The 26,697-nt window shown below is 39.8% G+C and carries 17 protein-coding genes and 1 tRNA gene; 11 read left to right on the top strand and 7 right to left on the bottom strand.

Features of this window, described 5'->3' with window-relative positions; all coding sequences use genetic code 11:
* The first annotated feature begins 22 nt into the window (after positions 1–22).
* The 11 genes from B9Y87_RS00490 to B9Y87_RS00540 all read left to right on the top strand — a co-directional run bounded on the left by B9Y87_RS00490 (position 23) and on the right by B9Y87_RS00540 (position 18,143).
* Positions 23–104, top strand: a tRNA-Leu gene (locus B9Y87_RS00490).
* A 401-nt stretch (positions 105–505) separates the two neighbouring features.
* Positions 506–3,250, top strand: coding sequence for a substrate-binding domain-containing protein (locus tag B9Y87_RS00495; RefSeq protein ID WP_085495159.1), 2,745 nt, complete (start codon positions 506–508; stop codon positions 3,248–3,250).
* 231 nt (positions 3,251–3,481) lie between these two features.
* Positions 3,482–4,843, top strand: a complete 1,362-nt coding sequence (locus B9Y87_RS00500) for a sugar porter family MFS transporter (protein ID WP_085495162.1) — start codon at positions 3,482–3,484, stop codon at positions 4,841–4,843.
* Positions 4,844–4,872: 29 nt separating this feature from the next.
* Positions 4,873–6,498 (top strand): glycoside hydrolase family 32 protein, encoded by a 1,626-nt coding sequence (locus tag B9Y87_RS00505; RefSeq protein WP_085495163.1) that lies wholly within the window; start codon positions 4,873–4,875, stop codon positions 6,496–6,498.
* A gap of 13 nt (positions 6,499–6,511) precedes the next feature.
* Entirely contained in the window at positions 6,512–9,664 is a 3,153-nt protein-coding gene (locus tag B9Y87_RS00510; RefSeq protein ID WP_085495164.1) for a SusC/RagA family TonB-linked outer membrane protein, read from the top strand.
* A 12-nt stretch (positions 9,665–9,676) separates the two neighbouring features.
* On the top strand, positions 9,677–11,419 hold the full coding sequence (locus B9Y87_RS00515; protein ID WP_085495165.1) for a RagB/SusD family nutrient uptake outer membrane protein: 1,743 nt from the start codon (positions 9,677–9,679) through the stop codon (positions 11,417–11,419).
* Between the two features lie 79 nt (positions 11,420–11,498).
* A complete protein-coding gene (locus tag B9Y87_RS00520) occupies positions 11,499–12,386 on the top strand; it encodes a PfkB family carbohydrate kinase (protein WP_085495166.1) in 888 nt (295 codons plus the stop codon).
* Positions 12,387–13,037: 651 nt separating this feature from the next.
* Complete coding sequence (locus B9Y87_RS00525) at positions 13,038–13,724, top strand: TetR/AcrR family transcriptional regulator (protein WP_085495167.1); 687 nt, start codon at positions 13,038–13,040, stop codon at positions 13,722–13,724.
* The gene (locus B9Y87_RS00530; protein ID WP_085495168.1) at positions 13,717–15,384 is read left to right on the top strand and encodes a peptidase domain-containing ABC transporter; all 1,668 of its coding nucleotides are present in this window, start codon (positions 13,717–13,719) and stop codon (positions 15,382–15,384) included. The genes B9Y87_RS00525 and B9Y87_RS00530 overlap by 8 nt, the downstream gene beginning before the upstream one ends.
* A gap of 6 nt (positions 15,385–15,390) precedes the next feature.
* Positions 15,391–16,740 (top strand): HlyD family secretion protein, encoded by a 1,350-nt coding sequence (locus B9Y87_RS00535; protein ID WP_085495170.1) that lies wholly within the window; start codon positions 15,391–15,393, stop codon positions 16,738–16,740.
* A complete protein-coding gene (locus B9Y87_RS00540) occupies positions 16,737–18,143 on the top strand; it encodes a TolC family protein (RefSeq protein ID WP_317045098.1) in 1,407 nt (468 codons plus the stop codon). Before B9Y87_RS00535 ends, B9Y87_RS00540 begins: the two co-directional genes overlap by 4 nt.
* 114 nt (positions 18,144–18,257) lie before the next feature.
* Here B9Y87_RS00540 and B9Y87_RS00545 read toward each other — a convergent pair whose 3' ends face one another.
* The 7 genes from B9Y87_RS00545 to B9Y87_RS00575 form a co-directional block, all read right to left on the bottom strand.
* A complete protein-coding gene (locus B9Y87_RS00545) occupies positions 18,258–18,878 on the bottom strand; it encodes a CatB-related O-acetyltransferase (RefSeq protein WP_085495172.1) in 621 nt (206 codons plus the stop codon).
* Positions 18,879–19,232: 354 nt separating this feature from the next.
* Complete coding sequence (locus B9Y87_RS00550) at positions 19,233–20,117, bottom strand: SDR family oxidoreductase (RefSeq protein WP_085496569.1); 885 nt, start codon at positions 20,115–20,117, stop codon at positions 19,233–19,235.
* Between the two features lie 123 nt (positions 20,118–20,240).
* A complete protein-coding gene (locus B9Y87_RS00555) occupies positions 20,241–21,671 on the bottom strand; it encodes an amidohydrolase family protein (RefSeq protein ID WP_139827108.1) in 1,431 nt (476 codons plus the stop codon).
* A 60-nt stretch (positions 21,672–21,731) separates the two neighbouring features.
* Positions 21,732–22,991 (bottom strand): serine hydrolase domain-containing protein, encoded by a 1,260-nt coding sequence (locus B9Y87_RS00560; protein WP_085495176.1) that lies wholly within the window; start codon positions 22,989–22,991, stop codon positions 21,732–21,734.
* 81 nt (positions 22,992–23,072) lie between these two features.
* On the bottom strand, positions 23,073–23,777 hold the full coding sequence (locus tag B9Y87_RS00565; RefSeq protein ID WP_085495178.1) for a DUF4386 domain-containing protein: 705 nt from the start codon (positions 23,775–23,777) through the stop codon (positions 23,073–23,075).
* Positions 23,778–23,834: 57 nt separating this feature from the next.
* Entirely contained in the window at positions 23,835–24,554 is a 720-nt protein-coding gene (locus B9Y87_RS00570; RefSeq protein WP_085495179.1) for a porin family protein, read from the bottom strand.
* A gap of 188 nt (positions 24,555–24,742) precedes the next feature.
* Positions 24,743–26,536, bottom strand: a complete 1,794-nt coding sequence (locus B9Y87_RS00575) for a helix-turn-helix domain-containing protein (RefSeq protein WP_085495181.1) — start codon at positions 26,534–26,536, stop codon at positions 24,743–24,745.
* Positions 26,537–26,697: the final 161 nt, after the last annotated feature.

Consider the following 26,697-nt stretch of genomic DNA (forward strand, 5'->3'; position numbering starts at 1 on the left):
TTGTAATTTTATTGAAATTTATGCAGGCGTGGTGGAATTGGTAGACACGCTAGACTTAGGATCTAGTGCCGCGAGGTGTGAGAGTTCGAGTCTCTCCGCCTGTACTCACTAAAAAGCTCTTCAGAAATGAAGGGCTTTTTTTATGTTCGATAGTCTTGAAGTTTTGATGCATCAAAATTTCTTCCATAACGCAATTTTTTATATCCTAATTATTAAATTGCCATCCATTAGGACGATTTAGTAACACTTATTTTCATTGGTTAATAGTAAGGCAAATGGCCGCCCTCCCATTTGCCCTTTCATTTTATTTTAAATACAAAATGGTATTGATAGAAAATAGGATTTGGACTAAAACCCATTTTTATGGTGTATATGAAGTATAGGAATTGATTTAATCATAAATTTAAAGTTTGGCGAACTCCTGAAAGTTTTTATTTGAATTTTATAAGGTTCTATATGAATATTTTCAAATTCGTGAAGATGACACTTAAGCCTAATTATTATTATGAGAATCCAAAGAAGTATTTTGATTTCTGTTATTTCTTTATTTATTCTTCTTTTGTCGTGTGCAAAACAAACTGAAGAAGAGGAAATACGGATAGGTTTCTCTCAGGCCATGTTAAATGATGAATGGAGACAATCCATGAACAATGCCATGGAATTGCAGGCCTCGTTATATCCCAATGTTACCTTGGAGATATCTAACGCCAACTATAATGTTCAGCAACAAATTGAACAGTTAAAGAATTTTATAGGGGACAGTGTAGATATTATAATTGTTTCCCCAATTCAATCCAAGCCTATTACCCCAATTGTGGAAGAAGCAATGAAAGCAGGAATTCCGGTTCTGGTGGTGGATAGGAAAACGGACAATCAGAAGTACACGGCATATGTAGGAGCGGACAATATAGAAGTTGGCCGTAATGCTGGTAATATCATTGTTTCAAATGTACAGGATTCGTTAAGTGTTGTTGAAATACGGGGGCTAGCTGGATCGTCTCCTGCTGAGGAAAGGAGTCTAGGTTTTCATCAGATTTTAGATAAATTTCCGAAAATAAAATTTGCAGGAACTATAGAAGGTGATTGGGAGAAGGAATCGATCACTGAAAGTTTACGGGAATTGTTGTCAAGAACCGGCCCGGTAGATTATATTTTTGCCCATAACGACAGGATGGCCATGGGTGCTTGGGAGGTAGCCAGAAATTTGGCCATGGAAGGGCAAATAAAAATTATTGGCGTTGATGGACTCAATGGGCCTAATGGAGGCATACAATTAGTAAAAGATGGGGTTCTAAGTGCAACGATTTTATATCCTACAGGTGGAGCGGAAGCAATAGATATCGCCTTGAAAATATTAAAAGCTGAGGTAGTACCAACTAATAACATTCTGAGCACTACAGTTATTGATCGCTTTAATGCTGATATAATGCAGAATCAATTCACTAAAATTAATGAACAGCAAGGTCTTATTGAATCTCAGATTTCCGCCATTAAAAGACAGGAACAACTCTACTATTCACAGAATAATATTCTTAAAATCATTATTACATTTTCTGTAATAATCTTTGGCCTTGCTGTTTATAGCATTTATTCCAAAATAGCCATATCCAAGAAGAATAGACAGTTGGAGTTGATCAATAAAAAGATTACTGTTCAAAGAAATCAAATAGAGAAAATAGCCAATGAGGTAAAGGATAGTAATGAGGCAAAATTGAACTTTTTTACAGGGTTGTCCCATGAGTTTAAAACTCCTATCACATTAATTATGAGTTCCATAGAATCGCTAAGGGAATCGGACAAACAAAAAGGCTTTAAAACTGGATTTGAAGTGGAGCTGATTCAAAATAACTCGAACCGATTACTTAGGCTGATCAATAATTTATTGGATTTTCGGAAAGTGGAGGACCAAAATTTCAATGTCAGGGCCTCAGAAACCAATATTTTCAAGTTCTCCAATAATATATTTAAAGAATTTATAGGGCAGGCCAAAAAGAGGGGGATCAAATTCAATATTACTACTAATAATGAGGATCTGGACTTGTTTGTGGACCGAAATTTGATGGATAAAGTATATTTTAACCTTTTGTCCAATGCCTTTAAATTTACACCGGACAATGGAAGAATAGATCTTGAGATTCATGATAATGTTGGCGAGAGTACCGTTAAAATTCACTTTAAGGACAACGGCATAGGAATTCCAGAAAACGAATTGAAAAATGTATTTACCCCATTTTTTAAAGGTTCCAACAACAGAAAAAACAGTTCTGGAGTAGGTTTGCATCTTAGTAAACAATTTGTGGAGCTACATCTTGGTAAAATTGAGGTTAAATCCTATCACGGAACGGAATTTGTCATAACCCTTTTTAAGGGAAATACCCATTTTAATGAGGATCAAATTGTAATTGACCCGGATTTGGCGGACACAACGTTGAGGGATTTTACCGGGGAGATTACTATGGATGATAATTATATGGATTTGGATACCAAAATTAGGGAGGATGGTTATTCCATTCTCTTAATAGAGGATAATCGGGATTTGAGTTTTTTCCTAAAGAATAAACTTGGTGTCGAGTACGATATGATCTTGTCCGATGGTACCGATGGAATTGAGTTGGCATTTGAGAATATTCCAGATGTTGTTATTTGCGATGTAAACTTGCCCGATAAAAATGGATTTGAAATATGTGAAATCCTGAAGAATGATTTACGAACCTCGCATATTCCAGTTATTATTTTAACAGCCTTGGGCAATAAGGATTCTTTTCTTCAGGGGCTTAAAAGCGGGGCCGATTTATATTTAACAAAGCCATTTAACTATTCCATCTTAACACAATCCATAAAATCGCTCCTTTATAACAGGGAAAAGTTAAGGTATTACTATACCAATAATATCCATAAAATTGATCAAGGGCAAGCGTTTGGGAGCCCTGAACAATTATTTGTAAGGCAACTCAATCAACAAATAAAACAGAACCTGGACAACACCAATTTTTCTGTCGAGAATTTAGGGGAGGCACTTAACATTTCTAGGGTTCAATTGTATAGAAAGGTAAAGGCAATATTAGGAATTAGTGTAAGCGATTACATTTCAAATTACAGATTGGAAAACGCAAAAACGCTTCTCGAAAATACAGATCTATCCATGTCGGAAATAGCCTATAGTACCGGATTTTCATCCCCAAATTACTTTTCTACGGCCTTTAAGGGTAAATATGGTGTTACTCCGGGCGCCTATAAAAAATCACTTTAAGGTAATTCTGTCTTTTCACCTTACAACCATGTATCAATTTTGAACTTCTGGGTTACATCAGTGTAATCTGTTCTGTGAGGCTTTGTTAAAATATGTTTTATAACATACTGTATATCAATAATTTGCCTATTTTGTTTGAAATGTTAACGAAATCACAATAGATTGTAACATTGGCAAAATAGTTGCCAAATAAATTGTAATAATATAGTCTTCATATTTAATAATTGCGATATGAAGAAAATATTGGTTTGGTCTATTACTGCAGCTTTGGCGGGATTTCTATTTGGTTTTGACACGGTAGTGATTTCTGGCGCGGACAAAAAATTACAGACGTTATGGGGTTCTTCAGATGTATTCCATGGTACAGTAGTAATGGCCATGGCATTGTGGGGAACTGTAGTTGGAGCATTATTTGGAGGAATACCCACCAATAGGATGGGAAGAAAGAAAACGTTGTTCTGGATTGGAATTTTTTATACCGTTTCCGCTTTGGGTTCGGCGTTCGCAAACGACCCTATTACCTTTGCCTTCTTTAGATTTTTAGGTGGATTGGGAGTGGGTGCATCCACTATTGCCGCGCCTGCATATATTTCTGAAATAGCTCCGGCCAAGGATAGGGGTAAATTAGTAGGCTTATACCAATTTAATATTGTCTTCGGGATATTGGTAGCCTTCTTTTCCAATTATTTGTTAAGTGGAATTGGTGAAAATGCCTGGCGATGGATGGTTGGGGTGGAGGCAATTCCTGCCCTTATATACACATTATTTGTTATAACTGTTCCACAGAGTCCACGGTGGCTTCTGACCAAACTTCGTACAGAGGAAGCGCTTAATGTGCTAAAAGTGATTAATCCCGGTCAGGATGTTGAGAAATTAATGTTGGAAATACATCAGGAAAATGAAAACAAGGTGCCTGGCGAAAACATCTTTATGAAGAAATACCGCTTCCCTTTAATTCTTGCCTTTTGTATGGCCTTTTTTAATCAAGTTTCCGGTATTAACGCCTTTTTATACTATGCCCCTAGAATTTTGGAAGAGGCCGGGCTCGGAGAAAGTACTGCATTATTGAGTAGTATTGGAATAGGTGTCATTAACCTGTTTTTTACCCTCTTGGGTATTTTTCTTATCGATAGGCTTGGTCGAAAACAATTAATGTACCTAGGATCCTTTGGGTATATCGTTTCACTCACTTTGGTGTCCTGTGCATTTTTCTTTGATTGGGAAGGAATGTCCGTAGCTATATTTCTATTCCTTTTTATAGCTGCACATGCCATAGGACAAGGTACTGTAATCTGGGTGTTTATTTCGGAGATTTTCCCCAACCACTTAAGAGGTTCGGGACAATCCTTTGGAAGTTCGGTCCACTGGGTCTTGGCAGCCGTAATACCTTCCTTGATCCCTGTGTTGTTTTCTTCCATTGGAGCAGGAACGGTATTTGCCTTCTTTGCCTTTATGATGTTTTTACAATTGCTCTTTGTGGTTTTTATTATGCCGGAAACAAAGGGGGTTTCCTTGGAGGCTTTGAGCAAATCCTTGAGCAAGTCCAATGGCGGAAATACGAATAGGTTAGAAGTAGTTAAAGAAAATAAATAGATGAATCATAAACCCAATTTTTTGAAAGTATGAAAAAACATAGATTAAAAATAGTTGTTGCCATTGCAGGTCTGCTCGTGGTTTTCGCATGCAAGGAACAAGGGCAAAAAGAGGATAAGGAGATAATGGTTAAGAATGAAAGTACTGTAGTTCTGGAGGAGGAATTATACCGACCAAACTACCATTTTACACCAAAGGTGGGTTGGATGAACGATCCCAACGGAATGTTCCATTACAATGGATATTACCATTTATATTTTCAACATTACCCTGATGGTAATAAATGGGGACCCATGCACTGGGGTCATGCCATTAGCACGGATATGGTAACATGGAAGGAGCAGCCTATAGCATTATATCCGGATGACAAGGGATACATTTTTTCTGGCAGTGCCGTTGTGGATTTGGAAAATACCTCTGGTTTTGGTACTGGAGGACAGGTGCCCATTATAGCCATGTTTACTTATCATAATATGGAGATTGAAAAGGCCAAGGGAATCGATGTTGAGTCACAGGCCATAGCATATTCCTTGGATGAAGGGCTTACTTGGACTAAATATTCTGGCAACCCGGTCATAAAGAATCCAGGGATTAGGGATTTCAGGGATCCCAAAGTATCCTGGAATGAGGAACATAAAAAATGGGTCATGGTCTTGGCTGCCCAGGACAAGGTTATGTTCTATGGTTCAAAGGATCTCAAAAGTTGGGAACTATTGTCCGATTTTGGCTCGGAATTAAATAGGGAGATTGGAACACATGGTGGTGTTTGGGAATGTCCGGATCTATTTCCAATTACAGTTGAAGGTACTGATGAAACCAAATGGGTCCTCTATGTGAGTGTTAATCCCGGGGGTCTAAATGGCGGTAGTGCTACGCAATATTTTATTGGCGACTTTGATGGTACAAAATTCACCATGGATAAGGATTTTGAAACAGTCCTAAACAAGGGTCAGAACTTTTGGATAGATTTTGGAAAGGATAATTATGCCGGGGTTACTTTTTCCAATGTCACTTCCAAAAACGGCGGGAAGTTTTATATGGGCTGGATGTCCAATTGGGAATATGCCAATGAAGTGCCTACGGAAACCTGGCGTAGTGCCATGACCGTGGCAAGGGAGATAAAATTGATCAAGGATGACAGTTCCTATAGGTTGGCTTTTAAGCCGGTTGATGAAATTGACGCTTATAAAGGTGTAAAGTATAGGAAAGAGAATATTGCTGTGAACGGGGAATTGGCACTCATCAATTCACAAAAGATAAATTTGTCCAGGAGTGCCATCAATTTCAATATTTCAGATATAAAAAAGGATAGCTTCACTTTTAAGCTTTCCAACACGCAAGGGGACGAATTGTCCTTTGGGTACAGCAGCATTGATGATACTTTTTTCATCGATCGAGAAAAATCAGGTAAAACAGGATTTTCCGATACCTTCTCGAATAAGAAAAGTATAGCGAAACGAATCTCCGGAAGTAAAATACTTTCTGGGACTATCCTTCTGGATAAGACATCCATAGAATTATTTTTTGATGAAGGGTCTACTGTAATGACGGAAATCTTCTTTCCAAATGCACCATTCGAGACTTTTTCAATAGAGACGGTCAATCAAGACTTTGTTCTTGATTTATTAGAAGTGAATCAACTAAATATTAACTAAATACAACTGAATTATGAAACTAAAACTCTTTTTATTGCTAATGACGTTTGTTCCCTTGGGGCTATTGGCCCAAGAACAGATAAAAGGTACGGTGACCTCCCAGGATGATGGGATGCCTTTGCCAGGAGCCTCTGTTGTAGTGGCGGGAACTACCAATGGTACAACAACAGATTTTGACGGTAATTTCACACTTGATGACGTGCCTTCCGAGGCAACACTTTCGGTAAGTTATGTTGGCTTTTTAACGGAGGGGATTCCGGTAAATGGGCAGACAACTTTTAATATTGTTTTGCAGCCAGATGCGCAAATGTTGGATGAGGTAGTATTAACCGGGTATACCACGGAAAGAAAAGCCGATCTAACCGGGGCTATTACCGTAGTGGAACTTGGGCCTGTTGAAGGTCAAAGTTTAAGTTCGGGTAATGCCATGCAGGCTTTACAGGGACGGGTACCGGGACTTTTTGTGGAGAAATCTGGAAATCCTAACGGTACCAGTAGCCGTATTCTTATTCGTGGGGTTACAACCTTGGGAAACAATGATCCACTATATGTTATTGACGGGGTACCAACTGTTCGTCAAGAAGTCTTTTCGGGACTTAATCCCAGTACCATAGAATCTGTACAGGTTTTAAAAGATGCATCGGCTTCTTCCATTTATGGCTCCAGGGCGGGTAATGGCGTTATTATTGTAACCACCAAAAACAGTACAAAGGCAGGAGGAGAAGAGAAATACAGGGTAAGTTTAAATTCCAATATTTCAGTACAGTCCGAAAAAAAGCAGCGTTATGATATGTTGAACTCCCTACAAAGGGGAGAAGCATTATGGAGGGCATCTGTTAATGATGGTGCCGATCCAACTGGAGGTTATGGTGAAATCTATAATTTTGATTGGAACGGTGATTTTAACAATCCTGTGCTAAATGGTATTACACTTCAGCCTTATGTTGGCGGCGATACCAACGTGCCGGCCGGAGATACTGATTGGCAGAAAGAAGCTTATGAAACGGGATATGTCTACAATAATGAAGTTTCTATTTCGGGTGGAACGGACAAGTCCTTTCATCTCATTAATTTGGGACATCTTAAGAATACCGGAATCTTAAAATATACTGGATACGAAAGATTTTCAGGGAAACTGAATTCCAATTTCAAATTATTCAATGACAAATTGAAGATTGGGGTAAATACGGCGTTTACTACCTCCGATGAAACTTTGGCCTCTACAGATATTGGTAGTGCCCCAACTCCGGCACTGGCAATAAGTTTGGCGCCTACCATACCTTTGTTCGATAGCAATGGTAATTATGGAGGGCCATTGGGTGCAGGATATTCAGATCGAAACAATCCTGTATTGATGCAATATTTAAATAGATGGGACAATACGGAAAGGACCAATATTTTTGGAAATGTATTTGCAGAACTTCAAATTTTGGACAATTTAATGTTCAGGACCAGTATTGGTCTGGATTATGGGGACTACAAACGTAAGGATATTGAGCCCAAGGTAGCCAATGGATTTGTCAACAGGAGCAATAATAGGTTGATTTTGGACACCAATAAATTTACTAGCGTTGTGTTCACCAACACCCTAAATTACAATCTGGAAATGGGAGATCATCGTTTTGGTCTACTGGTTGGAACAGAATCCATTAAAAATGATTTTGATTCGGTTACCGCTATTGCCGATGGCTTTGCGGTAGAAACGGAATCTTATTTTGTTCTGGATGCGGCTACAGGTGCCAGGACCAACACAGGCCGTTCCAGTGGAAGCAGCCTGTTGTCCCAATTTGGGAAATTGAATTATGCTTTTGCGGACAAATATTTGGCCTCTGTAACTGTACGTAGGGATGGTTCATCGCGATTTGGTGAAGAAAATAGGTATGGTGTTTTTCCTGCCGCTACTTTGGGTTGGAGAATAAGCAGGGAAGATTTTTTCAATGATGAAGGCGTGGTGTCCGATTTAAAACTTCGTGCAGGATACGGTGAGGTGGGTAACCAATCTATTGGTGATCTGGCAAGATTTGGCCTTTACGAATCCAGATATGGACCCAACCAGGATCAATTTGTTCCTGATTTTTTCAATCAGTATTACAATGTTGGAACTGCTTATGATCTTGGTGGTAATAATGGAGGAACCTTACCTTCAGGTTTTGTTTCCATTCAAGCGGCAAACCCGGCGCTTAAGTGGGAAACTACAAAGGAATTCAACTTTGGGGTCGATTTTGGCCTATTTAACAACGCGGTTGTAGGTACCTTTGATTACTTTACCCGTAAAACGAGTGATATTTTGATAACTCCGCCAATCGCTTCGGTTATTGGAGAAGGGCAACAGCGTGTTTTAAATGGAGCCACTACACAGACCAAAGGTTGGGAACTTTCCGTTGCCTATTCCAAAACTTGGGACAGTGGATTTTCTTTGGGAGTTTCTACCAATTTTGGGGCATTTAAGGATGAGATTACCTTTCTCCCAGAAGAGGTTAGGGCAGGTTTTCCTGGAACGGCCGAAAATTCTATCCTAGGTCAGTCGCAGTTCTCTATATTTGGTTATAAAACCGATGGTTTGTTCCAAAGTCAGGAGGATATCGATTCCAGCCCAACTCAAGTGGGTGCAAGGCCAGGAGGCTTGAAGTTTCAGGATCTTAACGGCGATAATGTAATCGATTCCGATGACCGTGATTTTATAGGAAATACATTGCCAGACCTAGAGTATGGTATTCGGGTAGATCTTGGTTATAAAAACTTTGACTTCTCTATTTTTGGGTCAGGTGTAGCCGGAAGAATTGGTCAGGACCCTTATATTTTCTGGAATAATTTCACCCAAGGCCGTGAGAATGCAGGTCTAGGTGTTCTTAATGCTTGGACGCCAACCAATACCAATACCGATATTCCATCCCTATCGTTGGCCTTTAACGATCAGAGGACTTCCGATTATTTATTTAGAAAGAATTCTTATTTCAAAATAAGAAATCTGCAAATAGGGTATTCTTTACCCGAGGAGATGATCAGCAAATTCTGGGGAATGACGGGATTACGAGTTTATTTTCAAGGAGAGAATCTATTTTGGTTTACTCCAAAAGATTATATCGGATCGGATCCAGAGCGTACAAGTGTTGATAACATCCCTGTGCCAACTGTGCTATCATTGGGACTTAATTTGAACTTTTAAAAAATGAAAATCATGAAAAGAAATAAATTATATATAATAGGAGTGTTGGTTTCATTCCTTTTTGTCTCCTGTGACAAGGACTTTTTGGAATACGAACCGGAGGGAGTACTGTCCAATGAAAATGTGGCGACGGCCGATAATGCAGAATCTTTGGTTGTTGCTGCTTACGCGGGAATTGCCAACGATGAAATGATAGGGCCCTTAACGCACCAATGGGTCTATGGAAGTGTACGATCGGACGATGCTTATAAAGGCGGTGGAGGCCGAAGTGATGTAGATGTAGTAGATCGATATGAGCAGTACAATTTAACCATACCCGATTATGGGGATTGGATGGCACCCCGTACCTGGACCAATTACTACAAGGCCATTTCGAGGGCTAATTTTGCATTGACCGTAATCAACGACATACCTGATGCGGAATATGCAAATAAGACTTTAAGACAGGCAGAACTTAGGTTTTTGAGAGGGCATTCCCACTTTATGTTGAAGCTTTTGTTTAAAAAGATTCCATTTATTAAAGAGGGGCTGACCCAAGAGGAGACCTCAGCCGTTTCCAACGATGTGCCCAACGATGAATTGTGGAATACAATTGCGGAGGATTTTATTTTTGCTTATAACAATCTTCCCCAATCGCAAGATGAGGTTGGTAGGGCAGATAGAAATGCAGCTGCAGCCTATATGGCCAAACTTAGGCTTTACCAAGCCTATGAGCAAAATGACCAACATCAGGTCACCGCGATAAATCCTGCCAGGCTACAAGAGGTAATTGATTATGCCGATGAGGTAACGGCTAGTTTGGAGGCAGATTATGGAAACAACTTTTTGGATGGTTTTGATAATGGTCCTGAATCCATATGGGCAGCCCAATTTTCTATTAATGACGGTACCAAAGTAAGTAGGGTAAGTTTTGTAACAGGCCTTAATTCTCCTCATGGATCAGCTCTCTATGGCTGTTGTGGTTTTCATTTGGCCAGTCAGAATATGGTAAACGCATTTAAGACCGATGCTGCAGGTTTACCTTTATTGGATAATTTTAATGATACGGATATATTCACTACAGTTAATGAGGATGGAACCGTAACACCTGCGGTGGGATTAACGGTGGATCCCAGATTGGACCACACCGTAGGGATACCTGGACGCCCTTTTAAATATAGAAATACGGTCAACACCACAGGTGATATGGTATATAACTTTAGCTGGGCCAGGGATCCAGGGGTTTATGGCTATTTTGGTAATATGAAGGAACAACAGGCGCCAGATTGCTCTTGTTATGTGAAGGAAGGACCGTTTGTTGGTACTTCCAAGAATGTTGATTTTATAAGATATGCAGATATTTTGCTGTTCAAGGCAGAGGCCTTGATACAATTGGACCGTTGGGATGAAGCATTACCTTTGATTAATGAGGTTAGGGCTCGTGCAGCTGCAAGTACCCAGCGCCAGATCGATGCAGGTGCTACGGATATTTACAATATTCAGGAGTACTCTACCTTCCCGGATAAAGACTATGCTTGGAAAGCCCTGAAATTTGAAAGGAGATTGGAATTTGGGATGGAAGGTCCGAGATTCTTTGACTTGGTAAGATGGGGTGAGGCAGCAGAGGTGCTAAACGCCTATTTGTCCGAGGAAAAAACAAAAAGGGATTTCTTGTCTAGTGCAGTTTTTACAGCAGGTAGGGATGAATACTATCCAATTCCACAACGTGAAATAGATTTTACAGGTGGACTTTATAAGCAAAACCCTGGATATTAGTTTTAGACCGAGTTAGTTTAATTTAGTTTTTTAGGCACGGAGAGTGGTTTCTCCGTGCCTTTTATTTAAAATATTGATTATGAAAAAATTAAAGGCCATATGCTTCGGTGAGGTACTTTTTGATAATTTTCCAACACACTCAAAGATTGGTGGGGCTCCTTTAAATGTTTCATTGCGCCTACAGTCTTACGGTGTGGATGTTAGTATGTTTAGTGGCGTAGGCGATGATGTGGATGGAAATAAAATAATAAAATATCTAAACAGTTGCGGCGTCAATACCGATGGGGTACAAGTGAGTTCCAGTTATGGGACAGGTCAAGTAAACGTTGTCCTTAATGACAAAGGAGTGGCATCCTACGATATTGCCTATCCTGTAGCCTGGGATAAAATTCTGTTAAGAAACCACTATGAAACCATTTTAAAAGAAACAGATGTTTTTGTTTATGGCAGTCTTGCTTGCCGGGACAAAACCACACGTACCACATTGTTGCACTTATTAAAATTTGCCCAATACAAGGTTTTCGATGTTAACTTAAGAGCACCGCATTATACCAAGGAACTGCTCCTGGAATTAATGCAACACGCCAATTTTGTGAAATTCAATGATGATGAGTTGTACGAGGTTGGCGAATATCTTGGTTCCAAATACAATTCTATGGAGCAAACTATTGTATTTGTGGCCAAAGAGACCCAAACAGAAACAATTTGTGTCACCAAAGGGGCTTATGGCGCTGTATTGTATCACCAAAATAACTTTTACTATAATAGTGGCTATCGAATTAAAGTTTTGGACACGGTAGGTTCGGGAGATTCATTTTTGGCTTCGGTAATTTATAAATTGTTTAATGGGGAAGGACCACAAGTCGCAATCGATTTTGGTTGTGCCGTAGGGGCCATGGTGGCTAAAAGTGAAGGCGCCAACCCTATTTTTACCAGGCAAAGAATACATAAATTTATGAATCCATAGAAATTGTATCCTCTGGTGCCCAATTCATTATGTAATTAATGGGTAAATCTGAATCTGGGCATTTACTATGCCTGCCTGTAATTTGCTACATAACTAAGGTATGGTGGAGCGTATACGTATTCCAGGCCTATGGCCATTGCCTTGGATTATGATCTTGTAAGGAAGAAATGTGATGTAATACGGCTAGGGTGTGCTCCGCATGCAGAATTAAAAGTAAATAGCTAATTAGATGGGTATGTAGGGTCAATAAACCTTGGGATTTCTTATGATCCATATTGTATTTTCTCGTTTTATATATGCCAAGTCATGGATCCTGTGAGCATATAGAAACTAAATGAGCTTAATGACTTCAGGTAATTATGGCGCTTATATGTGTACTGAACAAAGTAAAGGGTGCCCATAGTAATCGAATGGGTATTTTAACAAACTCAGTGTTCAGTATTTTTTTCAATTTTTAGGGCTAGCGCTCATCTGTTTTGATTTCCGGACTTATTTGGTTTTAATAGTATTAGGGAAGTCGACACTATTTGTCGAATTCAAAATCCCATGCCAATAAAAAGCAATACTACTGTTAAACAGTTGTTAAACAGTTGTTAAACTATTATATATTAATAGTATTACTATTATATTTGCGAGTATAAAATTTTTGGTATGGAGCGTCTATTTGGTTCGATGACAATTAAGATAAATGATAAGATCTATGTTAAGGATCCGCAGTCTTCGGATTTAGGGAAGCGGATTATTGAGCAGAGTATTTTTATGATAAATGACATTGGTTTTGAGGGGTTTACCTTTAAAAAATTGGGCCATCAGATTGGTTCCAATGAAAGCTCAATATACCGGTACTTTGAGAACAAGCACAAATTGCTGTTGTACCTTACCTCCTGGTATTGGGGTTGGTTGGAATATCAATTGGTCTTTGCAACAAATAGTATTGCCGATTCTTCCGAAAAGTTAAAAAAGGCCATAGAAATTGTTACGCGACCTACAGTAGAGGATTCCGCTTTCTCCCACATTAATGAAGTCTTATTGAGCAATATTGTAATCAACGAATATTCAAAATCATATTTGACCAAAGAAATAGATTCTGAGAACAAGGAAGGTTATTTTGTAATTTATAAAAGAATGATAGAGCGCTTTAATGAAATGATTTCCGCAGTAGATTCCGAATATAGGTACCCCTCCAGTTTGGCAAGTACAATTCTGGAAGGCTCTTTGCACCAGTATTTTTTAAAGGATCATTTTCCAACGTTAACGGACTGTCATGAGATAGGGGATGCTACCAAATATTTCACGGATCTGGTTTTTCACACTTTAAGGACAAAACAAGATGGCTAAAAATGTAATGACCGCATGGCAGCGGCTTCTTGGTCTGCTAAAACTCGATAAAAGGGATGTATTGCAGACTTTTTATTATGCCATTTTTGCAGGGCTCGTTAATCTTTCTTTGCCTTTGGGTATACAGGCGATCATTAATCTTATCCAGAGTGCCGAGATCAGTACCTCATGGATAGTTTTGGTGGTGTTGGTAACGGGCGGAGTGGCCTTTGGAGGTATTTTGCAATTAATGCAGATCCGAATCATAGAGAATGTTCAGCAGAAGATATTTACAAGGGCTTCTTTCGAATTTACATATCGTTTTCCTAAAATAAAGATGAGCGAACTGCACAACTATTATCCGCCGGAACTGGCCAATAGGTTTTTTGATACCCTCAATGTTCAAAAGGGCTTGGCGAAAATTTTATTGGATTTTCCCGCGGCCGTTCTGCAAATTGTATTTGGGTTGATACTCTTATCTTTCTATCACCCGTTTTTTATCGTGTATGGAATTTTACTATTACTGCTTATTTACGTTGTCTTCAAATTTACCGCCCAAAAGGGGATGGATACCAGTCTGGAAGAATCTAAGCGAAAATATAAGGTAGCGCACTGGATACAGGAAGTTGCCCGTTCTTTGATAAGCTTTAAGTTATCTGGCAAGACCAGTCTGGCATTGGACAAGAACGATGCCCTGGTATTGGATTATTTGGAGGCACGTGAAAGTCATTTTCGTATTCTGGTAATACAATTTATACAGATGATCGGGTTCAAGGTACTGGTGACGGCTGGTCTTTTGCTGATCGGAGGACTTTTGGTACTTAATCAGGAAATGAATATTGGGCAGTTTGTAGCCGCGGAGATCATCATTCTCTTGGTCATTAGTTCGGTGGAAAAATTGACCCGAAGTTTGGAAACCTTCTACGACCTTTTCACATCATTGGAAAAACTGGGTCAGGTAGTGGATAAGGATTTGGAAGAGCAGCAAGGGGAAAGACCCTTACAGGAAGAAGATGATTTTTATGTGGAGCTGGACAGAGTGTCCTTTGGCGCCTCCAAAATAGGTAGGAATATTTTGGACGACGTATCCTTAAAAATAGCTCCCAAAACCCGTTTATTGGTTTTAGGAGCCAACGGTTCAGGTAAGTCCACCTTATTGCGCCTAATTGCTGGCCTGATACAGCCAGATGATGGCAATATATACGTCAACAACGTATCCCTAAAAGGTATAAATCCAAACCACTACCGATCCTTTTTGGGGCAATCCCTCACCGAGGAAAAACCTTTTGAGGGTACCATTTTGGATAATATCACTTTTGGCGATAAGAGCATAAGCGAAAAGGATGTGCAATGGGCCATGGAAAATACAGGATTACTGCAATATGTAAAGGAACAGCCGAAGGGCGTCAATACCATGGTATATCCCGAGGGGCAACAGATGCCATTTACTGTAGCTAAAAAAATTGTCCTGGCACGGAGTATCGTAAGGAAGCCAAAATTACTGCTATTAAAGGATCCCTTAATTCAATTTGATGAGGTTGAGGCTGTTAAAATTATAAACTTCCTAACCGAGGATAAAAATCCTTGGTCGTTAATAGTGGTAAGTCAGGATCCCAAATGGTTGAACCGATTCCAAAATATAATAACCTTGGAAAACGGTAAGATCGTTTCTAAAATTTAAGATTTTATGTTGAATATTTCTAACAATCCGCTGAATAAAACGGTACACTTAAAGGGGTATAAGTCAACTGAGAGGGTTTTCCACGAGAGACATTATAAGCACTTTAACCGGTTTTTACTGGGTGCTGCCGTTTTTGGGGTTATCGTTCTCTTCCTACCATGGACCCAAAATGTTAGGGGGAAAGGTTTTCTAACCACTTTGAAGCCGGATCAAAGGCCACAGACCATACAATCCCCTATTCCTGGAAGAATAGAAAAGTGGTATGTGCAGGAGGGGGATTTTGTGGAAAAGGGAGATACAATTTTGTTTATTTCCGAAATAAAGGACGAATATTTCGACCCCAAATTGGTAGAGCGGACCAGGCAGCAAATTGATGCTAAGTCTAGGGCGGTAGGATCTTACGGGGACAAGGTAAATGCATTGGGAAATCAAATCTCCGCCTTGGGTAGGGAACGGAAATTAAAATTGGAACAGGCCAAGAATAAATTAATGCAATCCCATTTAAAAGTACAGAGCGATAGTATAGACCTGGAAGCTGCGACAACGAATATCGGTATTGCGGAAAGACAGTATAACCGCACGGAGCAATTACAGAAGGAAGGTCTAAAAGCAGTAACCGATTTGGAAGAAAAGCGATTAAAGCTACAAGAAACCCAGGCCAAGTTAATATCGCAGCAAAATAAATTATTGGTTGCCAAGAATGAGGTTTTAAATGCAGAAATGGAGATTAATCGTATCGAAGCCGAGTATGCAGATAAGATCTCCAAAGCCAAGAGCGATATGTTTACCGCCCAGTCAAGTCAATTCGATTCCGAGGCGCAAGTGACCAAGCTTGAAAACGCATATACCAATTACGAGATGCGCAATGCAATGTATTATATACGTGCTCCACAAAGTGGATATATAAACAAGGCCTTGCAAGGGGGGATAGGGGAAACCTTTAAGGAAGGGGGCCGTCTTGTAGGGATAATGCCTGCCGAGTATGACATGGCCGTAGAAACTTTTTTGGAACCCCTGGATTTGCCCTTGATACATATCGGGGAGAAGGTAAGGATTCAATTTGATGGATGGCCCGCTATAGTTTTTAGTGGTTGGCCCAATATTTCCTATGGTACCTACGGTGGTAAGGTAGTAGCGGTTGAGACCTTTATAAGTGAAAATGGAAAATATAGAGTGCTGTTGGCCCCGGATCCGGATGATGAACCTTGGCCTACCCAAATTAGGGTAGGCTCGGGGGCCAATACTTTTGCCCTATTGGATGATGTGCCCATTTGGTTTGAACTTTGGCGACAGGTCAACGGTTTTCCGCCCAATTATTACCAGCCTACAAAATCTACTGCAAAAGCTCAAAAATGATGCAAAAGTGTTTGTACAGCCTTGTTTTATTATTTTTCTTGGGAGTAAATGCCCAAGAACAGGATAAGGTTATCCTAAATTTTAAGGAATATCTGGGCTATGTTAAAAAATACCATCCCATTGCTAAACAGGCCGAGTTGAAGATAGATATGGGGCAGGCAAACCTAATGCGTTCGCGAGGCGGTTTCGATCCCAAAATTGAGGTGGATTATGATCGAAAGGAATTTAAGGGAACTGAGTATTATGATCGGCTTAATGCCGCATTCAAAATACCTACATGGTATGGATTGGAGTTGAAGGGCAACTTTGAGCAGAATGATGGTAGTTATTTAAATCCATCCGAAAATGTCCCGGATGATGGCCTATATAGTGCAGGCGTATCCATGTCCTTAGGCCAAGGTTTTTGGATCAATGAACGCATGGCCACCCTAAAGCGGGCAAAGTTGTTAAGGGAGCAGACCAAGGCCGACCGGGATCTACTGGTAAACCAAGTGCTGTTCGAGGCGTCTCTTGCTTACTTCCAATGGTTGCAGGACTATCAGGACAGTCAAATTTTGAATAATTTCTTTACCAGTGCCCAAATGCGCTTTGAGGGTGTCAGAACAACGGCCTTGGCAGGTGAAATAGCTGCTATAGATACCGTAGAAGCAAAAATTGCAGTCCAGAACCGTGCCTTGGATCTGGAAAAGGCCAAGGTGCGTTTCATAAAAAGTTCCTTGGAATTGTCCAACTTCCTGTGGTTGGGAGACAACCTTCCGGTGGAATTAAACCCCAATGTGATACCGGATGTTGGTTTAGGGAAAGATATAGACGCCACCCTGGAAATACTGGGAAAACCTTTAGACAGTTTTAATTTGGATAACCACCCTAAGTTAAGATCCTTGGGATACAAAATTGACGGACTTACCGTTGACAAGCGACTTAAAGCAAATAAATTATTGCCAACGATAGATCTGGAATACAACATTATAACATCCGAGCCTATTGCTATCAATGCCTTTGAACCTCAGGATTACAAGGGTGGATTGTCCATAAATTTGCCTCTATTTTTAAGGAAGGAACGTGGGGATTTAAAGTTGGCAAAGATTAAGTTGGAGGATGCCAAGTTTGAAATGGACAATGCCCAAATACAGATCAAAAACAAGATTGTTGCCATATTTAGGGAATTGGAGTCCTTTGATAAACAAAATAATCTCATAGATGACATTGTTGGTAATTACAATATCATGCTTGCAGCGGAGGAGCGAAAGTTTAGTTATGGGGAAAGTTCCCTGTTTTTAATTAATACCAGGGAAAGTAAACTCATAGATGCCAAGCTTAAACAAAATGAGGTACAGAACAAGTATTATTCTGCCAAAGCCAAGTTGTTCAATAGTTTGGCCGTTAATCCCGAAAAAATGTAGTGAAACTAACTTTATATTGGACCTTCAACAACCTCTTTATACTTCTTACGTAACCTAAAATTCATTTTTATACAAATAGCACTAACTGAAGGATAGTGTTTATTGGGAGGGTGTTCAATAAAGATCTCCAATTTTGGAATCTGTCAGATTTTGAACGTGGGCCGTAATCTTTTCAATAGGCCAATTCCACCATTTTAGCTCCAATAATTTTGTAATATCAGCCTCAGAAAAACGTTTGCGGATCAATTGTCCAGGATTTCCACCCACAATACCATAGGCCTCAACATCCTTTGTTACTGTAGCATTACTGGCTATTATGGCCCCGTCACCAATTTTTATTCCTGGCATTATGGTAGCATTATAGCCAATCCAAACATCATTGCCAATTATTGTATCGCCTTTGGAAGGGTAAGCCTTACCTTCCATAGCTTGGCTCCAAGCCTTACCGAAAATAGCGAAAGGATAGGAAGATATGGAATTGCTTAAATGATTGGCCCCGTTCATTATAAAGGTTACATTGGAGGCTATCATACAGAATTTACCAATAATGAGCTTGTCTCCCACAAAGTCGAAATGATATTTTACATTTTTCTCAAAATTGGCTACATCTTCAAAATCATCGTAATAAGTGTAGTCTCCTACAAATATATTCGGGTTCTTAACAATGTTCTTTAAAAAACAAAGTCGATGGTAATTTTCTAGGGGAAACGGATTGTTTTTATCAGGTGCGTTCATAGGAAAATAAATTTGCTAAATAACTAAAAAAATATGCCTAAAGCAGCGCTAAATGTAGCGTAAAGGGTTGATAGTTTTTCATATTTTTAAAGTATTTTAACTCAGATTAGGCTAATGGTAGCCAGGGCCATAAATTATAAAAGTGGAAGGGATTGGTCTTGGGATTTCCGATGTTGTGGAGGGTCCTATACTAGGTCTAAGGACATAAATGAAAATTGAAATTATCCATGCAAGGAGTAAAGGTCCGGGTATTGGAAGTGATTACAAATGGTTTTGTGTAGTATATATTAAAAAAAAATGGCCTATAAGCGGTATGCCAACCATGGAAGGGAGCCGCTAAAAAAAAAAAGTCACTCATGCGTTCTTTTTTAAGGTATCCATTTCGTTCTGGAAGAAGTGGGACAATCGGTGGCTGCCATACCTAGGAGCAATTGCATCTTCTGCCAAAAGGGTGAGGAAAAATTCGATTGGGCCATAGGTCTTGGAGGAGGTAAAAGTTCTCATAATCCATAGTATGGATTTTCGCAACCAATGCGGCAAATGTATAATGTTGATGGGTTTTCCGGAGGCTAAAAGAGCCATTTCTGCAACTTCGTAATGGGTAAGTATATCGGGGCCACCCACCTCAATCTCCTTCCTTTTGGAAATAATGGCATCCACACATACCTGGGCCAGATCGGCACCATGGATAGGATTGAATTTCTTTTTTCCTTTCCCGAAAATATAGACGCTTCCTTTTTCTGCCATCTTTTGAAAATCGCGCATATCGGAAAAGAAACCATTGGGACGTACAATGGTATAATCCATGCCAGAGGCTTTTAGCTGATCTACAAAAGCTTCCTTAGCTTCCACTAATTTTAGGTTTCTGTGTAATTGTCCATTAATCACGGATACGTAAACAAATTTCTTTACGCCTGCCCTTTTGGCTTCTTCCAAGAGGTTCATATTGGCTCTATAATCAACGTCCATGTACGTGAGACCGTCTTTTTGCCGTGTAATTCCTATTGTGGAAATCACGGTATCTACTCCCCGTAAATGACCTTTTAGGGTTTCGGCACGTGTAACCTCGGCTTGGATAATACCAGTCAAGGCATAAGCTATGGCTGTTAAACCACTGGGCTTTCTAACTATGACTTTGGTGTCAATCTTTCTGGAAATCAATTCTTTGGCAATATAATTGCCTAAATATCCCGTGGCTCCCGCCAGCAAAACCGTTTTTTTTATTTCGTTAGGTTGCATTTTCTTAGATTTTGGAAGTTGATAGTCCAGGACTATTAGCTTCACTAGATTTAATGGATTAAAATTAAGTGGTAACCCGTGATAGGTAGTTCGGATTGACGATTTGGAATTAACTACAAAATACTATTTGAATAAAATCCCTTCTGCCAATCTAATGATGGTTGCCCAATAATTGCTTCGATGGTAAGCTTTTTCAGAAAATTCCTCCAGTTGATTTTTATATAGTAATTGACCTTTTATAATAACCATTTCAGGGTTTTCAAGGGTTCTTATGTGTAATAGTGGGTTTTCTTTGGTCATGACTAAATTCGCCAATTTGTTGGTCTCCACTGTGCCTGTTAGGGAGAGTTTTGGGTATACTAGTGAAGGGTTCACAGTGGCGGTTTTAAGGGCTTCATAATTGCTTAGACCAGCTTCGGTATAAAATTGTAGTTCCTCGTGGATACCAAACCCCGGAACGGCATAAGATATGCCGGAATCGGTTCCGGCCAGCAATAAGCCCCCCGCATCGTTCAACTTTTTCACCAATTTCAAATGTTGTTGATGTTGCTTAAAGATGCGTTCCCCTACCAATGAGTCATATACCTTGGTACTTGTCCATCGGTTGTAATCTTCTTGGGAACCTATGGCAAGAAATGCTGGGTTTATGTAGCCTATTTTATCTTCGGACAACAAATTGGATTCTTTTTCAATAATCTCGGAAATTTTGTGGAATACTGTTATGGTTGGGGTGTGGCCTATTTTGTTTTGCGCGTATTTTGCAATGGTTTCTTTTAGCATTGGACTGTCATCTTTAAACTTTAAGACTTGTTGAACAATGTCCTCCGTATGTTCTATGGTCTTTATAGGTTTGGAAAAGTGATATTCATATGGGACTTCAAAACTGGGATGGGACGCAAGGGACATATTTTGCTGCAAAGCCTCATCTTTTATGGCATCAAAAATATCGCTAGGTAAGCCTGCGTAGGTTTTTATAAAATCATAGCCCTGTTTTTTGTATTTGCTAACCAAATACTTGCCTTCCCTGGCATCCTTTACCTGTTTTTTGTCTATGCCATCATCCATAGGTCCGGTAAGTTTTGGACTGGCCGTGAGAAAAATAGGGGCATAAACTGTGTTTTCCTGAATACGCTTTTTCATTCTCAAATGAAAGGGCATGCCCCACATGTTTCTAAGGGTAGTTACTCCTTTAGAGAGGTATAGTCCCAATTCATAGTCGTCCCATACATGAACATGCATATCCGCAAGTCCTGGTGCTAGAAATTTACCTGTGCCATCTATTTGTTTAATGTTCCTATCAAAAATATCAGGAGCTATTTTGGAAATAAACCCGTCTTTAATTAAAATATCGTGATTGTTTAAGAGGGTATCACCAGTCATGGGTACGATGTTTATGTTTTTTATGATATAAGGCTCTGCCCCTCCCTGCATTCTTAAATAGGAGGTTTGATTGCTATCCCAACACAGGGTCAGGATAATGGCAATGGAAATAATCAGTAAAAGACCAGCCAGACCATAACCACCTACTTTTACCCATTTATAAATGTTCATCATACTATTGTTTAAATTAATTTAGTTACTAATCTTCAAACTTTTTGCCATGTGAAATCCAACCTAATCAGTTGCTTCCACTAATTCGATTATCGCCTTGGACACTTTTTCCTTTAAGGCAAGATAATTTTGGGTGTTACCACTTAAGGAAGCGTCCATATTGGTCAGTAGGACAAAGCCGTAATTACCATTTTGATCTATTTCCATATGTGTTGAAACTCCAAAACTGTTGCCTCCATGTAGTGCTTTTCCATCTTGGAAATACCAGAAAAATCCGTGGTTTTCTGCAAAATCATTGGGAACGATCCCTTCTGTCAGGCGTCGTTCAAATAGCAGTTCATAGGAGTCTTTGGAAAATAAGATATTAGACTCGCCCTTTATGCCCTTTACCATATCCAATAGATACTTGCCCATGTCTTCATTGGAAGAATACAAACCTCCCTCTGGATAGGAGTCATTGGCGTAAACAGGTAATGGAGTATTGTCATTAAGATAACGCGTGGCCATTTCGTTTAAATTGATTTCCGAAATATCATAGGTGGAAGCATTCATTTGAAGGGGTAGCAATATATTTTCTTTTACATAATCATCAAACGATTTCCCGGTTGCCGTTTCAATAATATATCCGGTTAAGCCAGTGGCCAAATTGGAATAGGCCCAAGTGTTTCCGGGAGGTGTATCGGCAAAATTATCCGAGCTGTATAGATCACCGTCCTCCAAGAAATAGGCAGCTAGGAATTCTTCCAAGGCATAGCTGTCCCTTTGTTCTATTCCAAGTTCGTTCATTAGGAAGCCAGCGCCGGCAGTGGTAATATTCTCCCCTTGCAATATATGGTAATTGTGTGCCAAATAAACTTCAGGGTTGTCCAAAAGACTAGAGGTATGGGTGACCAAGTGCTTTATCTTGATGACCCCTTGCGGTTGTTTAGGATTGATAATATGGATGGGCAAGATGTCGTTTATATCGGTTTCCAAAGTAAAATATCCTTCTTCTATGGCTTTGGCTACCGCGGCGCCAACGAAGGTCTTGCTCAGTGAAGCAAGGGAATTAATGGTTTCATTGGTGTAGGCCACCTGATTCTGAATATTGGCAAAGCCAAAGGATTCTTGGTAAACAATATTATCGTCCTTTACAATACTGATGGCCAATCCGGGCATATTGGATGTTTGGACCAATCCCTGCAGATAGGCATTTAAGTCGGCCGTGTTTTTAATAGAGGAAGGTTCCGGGATGGTTATTCCATCATCATTGCTGGAACATGATGTTAACGTAAGAATTAAACTTAGTATTGATAGTACTAGGATTCTGGATAAAGTAGTCATTTTAATATTTTTTTGGATTGATAATTTATGTACTAGGCAAAGATGCGTTATCAGGTTTTGCAGTTCGTTCTGGATTATTATTCAGGACTTATTTTTGTCACTTAATTTGGTGCCCATTACGCCATAGATCAAGAGATAAAGGCAGAGGGAAAATTCACCTAGGTCGGCAGGAGCGGTTATATAATTTGATAGGGAGTTGCTTTTTTCGGGGAGAAGAAAATAGACCATAAAATCCAATAGATAGCCAAAGCAGCCCGCGATCAAAAATAATCCTATGACTTTAGGAAACCCATCCGATTTAATAACCAGATAGCCTAGGGGTAGCAGCCAGAGTCCAAAGAAAAGTTGGGCAATATGGTATCCTTTATTGTGCATGTCTAAATAGAACACTACCCAACTATTAATCTGTTCCACATCGTATGTCACATTATATCCAATTGGATTCATTAACAGCAAGGGGGCATAATGGTTTAGCATATTGATGCACATAATGGCTACGGCCACCGTTACGCTCGGGACCATTAGTCCGGCCATGGCGCGACTTGTTTTTTTAAATATTTGGTACAAGACTATGGGCAGGAGAAAATACGCTAATTGCATTATTAGATCTGCAACAAAACCCATTCGAAAGAGCATTACATTGTCCTTGATATTTCTTACGGTTTCGGCCCCATCGGTTAAATTTACCAATGTAAACCGGACATATTTTTCGGCGAAAATGCCGCAGACGATAACTGTGAGGTAAAGTGCCCCCGCAATTAGGGAGATCCTTTTAGTGTTTAACATACTGGGAAAAATTATAAGTTCTTATTACGGATTGATAACCAATGAATGGAGTACATTTTAATTTAACGGATTATCCAATTTCTCATCATATGCCTCCCAAAACGCAAGATCTTGGTTCTTTTTCCTTCCCAATGGATTTGTTTTCCATTTTTTGGAAAGCAGGATATTCATGTTAAAATAGCGGTTGTACATATCGGCCCCGTTACCTATGTCCACCATGCCATAATGGTAACGAAGGTCCAAAAGGAGTCTCGATTTTTTTAATTTGAATTCATAGCCCATTCCAAATTGTAGGCCGGCATCCCAGCGACTATAGGTTCCTAATTCCGAACCGAATGCCATATTGGACTTTTCTCCTGGCAAGTTGCCATCGCTCTCCGTTTTTAATCGACCTCCCAGATTATAGCTTACTACCGGTCCGGCATTTACATATAAGTTGCAAAAATGCAGTCGGGCCATTACAGGTAGGTCCAGGGTGTTGAACCTGATCTTGGTTTCTTGGCCGGTAAGGGGGTTGTTGTTTTCCAATCGCCCTCCTTTCATTACAAAATACAGTTCGGGGACCAAAGAGAAGTATTCATTGATTCCGGCTTGGAAAGAGACTCCGGCCTGAAGTCCCCAATAGCCCTTTTTAAAATCTTTAAGGGCTTTGTTTTTGTTTCCGTAATTAAGTCTCGTTGGGGTGTAGTTGATTACTACATCCATAAAAGTCTCCTGGGCCATGGTCTTTGCGGAAAAGGTGGCCAGTGTAATAAAGAGTAATAATTGCTTTTTCATCTTTGTGATAGGTTTTAGGATTAATTGTGGGGCAAAGATGAAAACGTTGTGGGTGCCAAACGCCCGTAGTTATTATTCCGAACTATTTGGATGGGATTTGGAACTTATTGATGGGCCAAGATAAATGGGGATCCCCTTATTGGCTATGTCAACCCTTTTTGGGCAACCTATAAAATACCGTTTTTGTGTTAGGTTGTATTTTGTTTCACCCACTGCTTGGGTGTCATCCCTGTTTCTTTCTTAAAAAAAGTGTTGAAGACGGTCTTGGAATTGAAACCACTGTCATACGCCAAGCCAAGTAGGGTCAGATTTTTGTTGGCAGGATCTATGGCCATTTTTTGAAATTCCATTATCCTGAATCGATTTATGAAGTCATTGAAATTATTGCCGAAATGATTGTTCAACAGCCAAGAAAGTTTGTTGGCATGCAGACCAACATGTGCGGCTAGTTGTTTTAAGCTTAGCTCAGGGTCAATGTATAGCTTTTTTTCATTCATTAATAGTTCTATGGCTTCGGAATAATGTTCAATTTGACTATTGTCCAAAGGGGACGAAGCAACGGGACTTTTGGTTTCCAAAACAATTCCTTGCAAATCTAGGGCTTGAAATACGGAATCTTCAATTTCCTTATATTTCCTATAGGTGCGCAATGGTTCTAAAAATGGATCGTTTCTAAAATTGAATAACTGTCCAGAACGCTCCTTTATTCGAACATTGAGTGTATCCAGGGCAATTTCATGATTGCCACTATATACTTGGTAGTATAGATCCCAGGCACGAAGACTTACTATAGAAGCTTCCTGAAACTCTTTTTCGACTTCCTTTTTTGATATATTAAAAACATTTGCGTTATGCATTAAGTCATAAATGGCCCTATAGGTATTGGGTCTTTCCAACTGAGGGGTATTTTCAATAAATGATGACAATACATCTGCATTCCGGTCCAATAGAAGGGCTGCAGCTTTCATTTCCAAAGCCAAGGGAAAAAATGGATTTATTGATAAAGCCTTATCAAAAAGAACAACCGAATCTTTGTAGTTCCTTTTAAAATAAATCATATTGCCCTTGGTGAAATATAGATTGGCGGATAGGGGATTAATGCGCAAGGCTATTTCGTTATTGGCTAAGGCTTCGTCTATTTTTCCCAAGGCAGAAAACCCGTCTGCCATGGCATCGCGTACTTCTGAGGAATTAGGATTAATTTCAAGGGACAATTGTAAATGCTCAAAGGCATCTTTATAGTTCCAATAGCCCCAAAAGCTAATGGTGCCTTTAACATAATGTCCCATGGCAGAGTTGGGATTCAATTGCAACCCAATATCAATGTGCCTATTGGCTTCCAGGAGTCCCTCATCCTTTTTCAAATACCCCCAACTGGCAAGCATTCCCAGGCACCAACCTTTTTCAAAATGGGCATCGGCATAACTTGGGTCTAGTGTAATACTCTGTTCAAAATAAGGAATGGCATCCTTAACATCCTGGGAGTTCCAGCGCATGCGCAATTCACGTCCCTGTAAAAGGTGCTTGTAGGCCTCGATATTTTTGGTAGGGGCTTCAATTAAATGTTCCTGAACTTCCAAGTGCCCAAAATTCTCCCTAATCTTGTCGGCGATTAGGAGACTAATTTCATCCTGTAGTTCAAATATATCGGAAAGGTCGCGATCAAAATTCTCGGACCAGATATGAAAACCGGTGTCGGTACGTATCAATTGGGCAGTAATCCTTACCCGATCATGTATAATCCTTGCGCTGCCTTCCAGCAATGTTTCCACTCCCAGCTCATTTCCTATGAGCCGGGCGTCCAAATTCTTATGTTTATAGTAAAAGGACGATGTCCTGGCAGTGACCTTTAGGTCCCGGACTTTGGTCAGTGCATTGATGATTTCCTCTGTAATTCCGTCCGAAAAGTACTCGTTTTCTTCCCTTCCAATGTTTACAAAAGGGAGTACTGCAATAGACTTTGGATTAAAAGAGGTATGCACTCGCGGGCAGGGGTTGTACGTTAAGTTGAAAAAAATCGCAACTAAAATACAAATTATAATCTAAAAATAATTCGTTTTATTCGCTTGGGGAGGTCATGTTCAAGAACTAACTACAAGGACCAAGGCCCCTTTGGAAATCAGACTCTTCTGGTTGCTATCCA

Source organism: Arenibacter troitsensis, from assembly GCF_900177645.1.
In the GTDB taxonomy this organism is placed as follows: Bacteria; Bacteroidota; Bacteroidia; order Flavobacteriales; family Flavobacteriaceae; genus Arenibacter; species Arenibacter troitsensis.